Raw genomic sequence first — 5,415 nt, 5'->3', positions numbered from 1 at the left:
ATCCCGGTAATCAACGCTCTCTAAACTGAAATGGACCGTATCCAAATCATTAAGCTCCTCTTTAGTGATTACATCGTTTCATTTACTTCAGAGGTAAGCCATTCCTTAAGCTTCTGCACGTTTTGTTCCATTGGCTGATCCCATCCTTGTTATTGGAGATTATAATTTTTAAGTTACCCCTTTCATTGAAATTGAATCCATATTGTAAAATTAGCTTGGAAGTCACGACTATAGTCTGACTATTGTCCGGGCAGCTTGGCTATAAACGACGAAAATTTGTTTAATTACATTAATAAATAATGATATGAACTACACCGAAAGCTCACAGAACAGTTACAAAAGATGAGGGGGAGCACGGCTGCGATGTTTGCCTGCTCATTTTGAAGTGTACAATACTACTATGTGCATTCAAGCAATTTCAAACTGACTGTAGAAGGTGAAGCTGATGTTGAATGCTGTCCTATGGGGAGCGGTTTCCGGATCTGCTGTACTAATTGGTGCGCTGATGGCGCTGTTTCTGCCTATCCGGACGAAGCTTATTGGCTTTATTATGGCGTTCGGAACAGGAGTGTTAATCGGAGCCGCCGCCTATGAGCTGCTGGACGATTCCGCCAATGAAGGCGGTCTTCTCCCGACCATTATCGGATTTACAGCCGGTGCGCTGGTATTCACTTTGTTCGACTGGTACATCTCGCGAAAAGGCGGCTCCGGACGCAAACGGTCGGTTAGAGGTGCTGGCGGCTCGCAGGGAAATGGCAGCGGGCTGGCGATTTTTGCCGGTACAGTGCTGGATGCAATTCCTGAGTCCATCATGATCGGAGCCAGCCTGATCTCCGGCCAGGGGGTTAGCCTGCTGCTAGTGATTGCTATTTTTATAAGTAATATTCCCGAGGGGCTCTCCAGCACGGCCGGACTTAAACAGGATGGGTACAGCAAAAGTAAGGTGCTGCTGCTCTGGCTCTGTGTACTTGTCATTTCAACGCTCGCCTCGGGTGCAGGCTATAGCTTTATGGATCATGCCAGCGGATATACTACGGCGATTATTGCTTCTTTTGCCGGGGGCGGAATCATTTCCATGGTATCCTCCAGCATGATGCCGGAGGCCTATAAGGAGGGAGGTCCGCTGACCGGATTTATGGCCGCCCTGGGTATGCTGTGTTCACTAATTTTGGATCATCTTTAAGGGTTGCCAGCGATCCGCGAAACATGATATAGTTCAAGACGCTAGTACAAGTATAAGAAGAATTCTGCGTATTTATCGCAGGAGAGGTTCGCAAACTCCCTCTATAAAAAACTAAGGCCGCTTTGAGCATATCTACAGTGAATATTTATCATGTTATGCCATGCGTCAATAAGACAACGCCTGACCGCCAGACGGCTAAAGAATGCCGTATCCTGGTGTCATTGAGGCTTGTCTTCTTAGTAGAGCCAAGTTTTCGAAATCTCGTTCTTCTTTCCGAATCCGGCAGCAGCCGCAGGAAAAGAGAGGGGTTTTTTGTCATGTCAGAAGGAAGATTGAAAGAGGAAATGCAGGAAGTTACCCTGCTGGGCAATCAGGGAACACAATATAAATTCGGGTATGCTCCCGAGATCCTGGAAAGCTTCGATAACAAGCATCCCGGCCGTGATTATTTTGTGAAATTCAATTGTCCGGAGTTCACCAGTCTGTGTCCCGTCACCGGACAGCCGGATTTCGGCGTGATGTACATATCGTACATTCCGGATATCAAGATGGTCGAATCCAAATCACTGAAGCTCTATTTGTTCAGCTTCCGCAATCATGGTGATTTTCATGAAGATTGTGTCAACATTATTATGAATGATCTGATCTCCTTGATGAATCCGCGTTATATCGAAGTGTGGGGCAAGTTCACACCGCGCGGCGGCATTTCCATTGATCCTTACTGCAACTGGGGACGTCCGGGAACCAAGTATGAAGCTATGGCCGAGCACCGGCTGATGAATCATGACATGTATCCTGAAAAGGTCGATAATCGATAAGCCCAGAGCAGTAATGGAGAGGAGAACTGAAAATGATAAAAAAGCACTCGTCGTATTCAGCGGCGGACAAGACAGCACCACCTGCCTCGTATGGGCGCTGAAGCACTTCGAAGAGGTTCAGGTAGTTACGTTCAACTATAATCAGCGGCACGCCGCCGAGATTGAAGTCGCCAAAGAGATTGCTGCAAAGTATGGTGTGAAGCAGCATATACTGGATCTGGGACTGCTCAATCAGCTGGCACCTAACGCCTTAACTCGGGATGACATCGAGATTGAAGCCGGAGAAGATGGGGAACTGCCAAGTACATTCGTGGATGGGCGTAATCTGTTGTTCCTGTCCTTTGCCGCGATTCTGGCCAAACAGCTTGGCTATGCCAACATTATCACCGGTGTATGCCAGACGGACTTCAGCGGGTATCCCGACTGCCGGGATGTGTTCGTGAAGTCCCTGAATGTGACACTCAATCTGTCGATGGACTATGAATTCGTTATTCATACTCCGCTGATGTGGCTGGACAAAAAAGAGACCTGGAAGCTGGCAGATAGGCTGGGTCACTTTGACTATATCCGTGAGCACACGCTGACTTGCTATAACGGCATCGTCGGCAGCGGCTGCGGCACCTGTCCGGCGTGTCTGCTGCGACAGCGCGGCCTTGAGCAATACATGGCGGAACAAACGAAAGGCGGTCTATAATGCTGGGCGAAGTATCGGTCTGTAAGATTTTCACCTTTGATTCTGCACATCAGCTGGTCGGACACAAAGGCAAATGCAGCAATCTGCATGGCCATACCTATAAGCTTGAAGTCGTTTTAAAAGGCAAACCTTCAACAGAAGCAGGACACTCTGATGAAGGCTTTGTTGTTGATTTTAGCGACATTAAGGCTATTGTGCAGCAAAGTCTGGTAGACCGGCTGGATCATGCTTTTCTGGCGATGGGCAATGAGCCTGTGCTTGAAACCCTGCAGAGTTCCGGCTCTAAAGTGGCGCTGCTCGGATTTCGTACAACTGCAGAGAATATGTCTGCTTATGTGGCCTATCAACTGAAACAGGCATCATTGCCGCTGTATTCAGTCAAGCTGTGGGAGACACCTACCTCCTGGGCGGAGGTATTAGCTGCAGATATTCCGGAGGATGGACCAGCCTACCGCATGCACGGGGGCTGTGACTGTGAGTAAAATACCGGTAATTGAAATCTTCGGACCGACGATTCAAGGGGAAGGCGCCGTAATCGGTGTCAAAACAATGTTCGTCCGCACCTACGGCTGTGATTACCGCTGCAGCTGGTGCGATTCCGCCTTTACCTGGGATGGTTCTGCCAAGGATATTGTGCGAATGCTGGAGCCGGAGGAAATTATGAATGAGCTTCTTGCGCTGGCAGGCCAGAACTTTGACTCTGTGACCATTTCCGGCGGGAATCCGGCCCTGCTCGGCAGCAGTATGGCGGAATTTGTTGCTCTGCTGCATGAGCACGGCATTCAGGCCGCTATCGAAACACAGGGCAGCCGCTGGCAGGACTGGTTTTATGAGATCGATACACTGACGATCAGTCCCAAACCGCCAAGCTCGGGAATGAAGACGGACTGGGCAATGCTGGACAGCATCATGGGCAAGCTGAAGGAGCAAGGCAAGGCTGCGCATAGCCTGAAGATCGTTGTGTTTGACGAGCAGGACTATGCTTATGCCAAAAGCGTGCATCAGCGTTATCCCGGAGTTCCGCTGTACCTGCAGCCCGGGAATGAGGATGTGACGGAACCGGGGGACATCTCGGCACGCCTCTTAGGACGGCTGGAATGGCTGTTCAACCTTGTGATCGCTGATCCGGAGATGAACCGGGCAAGAGTGCTGCCGCAGCTGCATGCGCTGATCTGGCATAACAAGCGGGGTAAATAACTATAGAGAACCTAGGGGTATCTTAGCACCATTTGATGGTGTTTGAGATGCCCCTTTTTCCGCTTCAAGGTTCTATTCAAGACGTATCCAAAAATTTCACCTGAGGGGGAGTTATTGGAGCTCCAGGTCTGATATAATCTTTGTCAGTATAAAGCGTAGAAAGAGGATCAATGAACCAAGGAGGAGTTATCAATGACGACAGCACTGCTTATTATTGATGTTCAGGAGGCGATGTTTTCTTATCCGGATATGAAGCTGTATGACGTGGACAATGTAATGAAGCGGATTGTATCTCTGCTCGACAAAGCGCGATCCGCAGATATTCCGGTTGTATATATTCAGCATACGGAAGACGAGGAGTATACCAGAGGATTGCCAACCTGGGAGATCAGCTGTCTTGTAAAGCCGAAGGAAGGGGAGACAATCGTGGAGAAACCGACCTGGGATGCGTTTCACCGGACCCGGCTGCATGAAGAGCTCCAGCGTCAAGGAATTACAGATCTTGTGATCTGCGGGATGCAGACGGAGTTCTGTCTGGATACTACGTGCCGGCGTGCTTACAGTATGGGATACAATAATATACTAGTCCAGGATGCCCATAGTACCTTCGACAATGGAAACCTAAGCGGTGAAGAGATTGTGAGGCATCACAATGGAGTGCTCGGCGGAAGATTTGTTAAACTGCGTCCTGCCGATGAAATTACGTTCCAATGAATCAAGTGAAAACCGCGATGAAGCCTATACGCCGTTCCCGGTTGCGGCTGTTTGCCGGCAAGCGGTATTTTACCTGGAAAAGATACTGGCAATGGCTGACCCGGCCCGTTAAGAGGGCAAAGATCCGCGTGTCTGGCCTGTTGGACTATACAGCAGCCAGTCATGCAACACCGCTGCTGCGCAGTTTACGGAATGTAGATATGCAGCTGCAGTATAATAAAATCACGAACCTGAGGCTGGCCGCGGGGAAACTGGATGGACTGCTGATCCGCCCCGGGGAGACCTTCTCCTATTGGCGAAGCATCGGTAAGCCGACGCGCCGAAAAGGCTATCTTGACGGAATGGTTCTCTTTTCTGGAGGTTTCCGTTCAGGAACGGGAGGCGGGCTATGCCAGCTGTCCAACCTGATATACTGGATGACATTGCATACACCATTGACCGTAACCGAGCGGCACCGGCACAGCTATGATGTTTTTCCGGATGAGCGCCGGACTCAGCCTTTTGGCAGTGGAGCTACATGCGCCTATAATTACCTTGATCTGCAGATCAAAAACAATACAGAGCATACGTATCAGCTGAAGCTACATCTGGATGACACGCATCTGCACGGCGAGTGGAGATGCGAAGCAGAGCAAATGTACCATTATGAAGTATACGAGGCTGATCATGTGATCAGCCTGGAGCCGTGGGGCGGTTATATCCGCAGCAACATCATCCGGCGCAAGGTATTGACACGCAGCGGAGCGCTAGCAGGGGATGAGGCGGTAGCAGAGAATCATGCGCTGATGATGTATTCTCCGCTTCTGTAT

At 49.8% G+C, this 5,415-nt stretch carries 7 protein-coding genes and 1 riboswitch; all 7 genes read left to right on the top strand.

Annotation, left to right across the window (positions count from 1 at the left end; translation table 11 throughout):
• Window positions 1-445: 445 nt before the first annotated feature.
• Window positions 446-1,183 carry a ZIP family metal transporter gene (locus AQR02_RS12610; RefSeq protein ID WP_054940795.1) on the top strand — a complete coding sequence of 246 codons (738 nt, stop codon included), beginning with the start codon at window positions 446-448 and terminating at the stop codon, window positions 1,181-1,183.
• 77 nt (window positions 1,184-1,260) lie between these two features.
• A riboswitch (PreQ1 riboswitch) is annotated at window positions 1,261-1,304 on the top strand.
• Window positions 1,305-1,500: 196 nt separating this feature from the next.
• Window positions 1,501-2,001, top strand: a complete 501-nt coding sequence (gene queF, locus AQR02_RS12605) for a preQ(1) synthase (RefSeq protein WP_054940794.1) — start codon at window positions 1,501-1,503, stop codon at window positions 1,999-2,001.
• 13 nt (window positions 2,002-2,014) lie between these two features.
• Window positions 2,015-2,695: a 7-cyano-7-deazaguanine synthase QueC gene (gene queC, locus AQR02_RS12600; protein ID WP_054940793.1), complete on the top strand. Its 681-nt coding sequence runs from the start codon at window positions 2,015-2,017 to the stop codon at window positions 2,693-2,695.
• Window positions 2,695-3,177 (top strand): 6-pyruvoyl trahydropterin synthase family protein, encoded by a 483-nt coding sequence (locus AQR02_RS12595; protein ID WP_054940792.1) that lies wholly within the window; start codon window positions 2,695-2,697, stop codon window positions 3,175-3,177. Before queC ends, AQR02_RS12595 begins: the two co-directional genes overlap by 1 nt.
• Window positions 3,170-3,892, top strand: coding sequence for a 7-carboxy-7-deazaguanine synthase QueE (gene queE / locus AQR02_RS12590; protein ID WP_054940791.1), 723 nt, complete (start codon window positions 3,170-3,172; stop codon window positions 3,890-3,892). The genes AQR02_RS12595 and queE overlap by 8 nt, the downstream gene beginning before the upstream one ends.
• Before the next feature lie 192 nt (window positions 3,893-4,084).
• On the top strand, window positions 4,085-4,606 hold the full coding sequence (locus AQR02_RS12585; RefSeq protein ID WP_054940790.1) for a cysteine hydrolase family protein: 522 nt from the start codon (window positions 4,085-4,087) through the stop codon (window positions 4,604-4,606).
• The coding region (locus tag AQR02_RS12580) for a VanW family protein (protein ID WP_054942088.1) at window positions 4,603-5,415 on the top strand (813 nt) is incomplete at its 3' end. The genes AQR02_RS12585 and AQR02_RS12580, both read left to right, overlap by 4 nt.

This window comes from Paenibacillus ihuae (assembly GCF_001368795.1).
GTDB lineage: Bacteria > Bacillota > Bacilli > Paenibacillales > Paenibacillaceae > Paenibacillus_AQ > Paenibacillus_AQ ihuae.
This window is presented reverse-complemented; position numbering and strand designations above follow the sequence as displayed.

Coding starts and splice junctions, on each gene's coding strand:
- AQR02_RS12610 (WP_054940795.1), top strand. CDS start 446: ATGTTGAATGCTGTCCTATGGGGAGCGGTTTCCGGATCTGCTGTACTA.
- queF (WP_054940794.1), top strand. CDS start 1,501: ATGTCAGAAGGAAGATTGAAAGAGGAAATGCAGGAAGTTACCCTGCTG.
- queC (WP_054940793.1), top strand. CDS start 2,015: ATGGAGAGGAGAACTGAAAATGATAAAAAAGCACTCGTCGTATTCAGC.
- AQR02_RS12595 (WP_054940792.1), top strand. CDS start 2,695: ATGCTGGGCGAAGTATCGGTCTGTAAGATTTTCACCTTTGATTCTGCA.
- AQR02_RS12585 (WP_054940790.1), top strand. CDS start 4,085: ATGACGACAGCACTGCTTATTATTGATGTTCAGGAGGCGATGTTTTCT.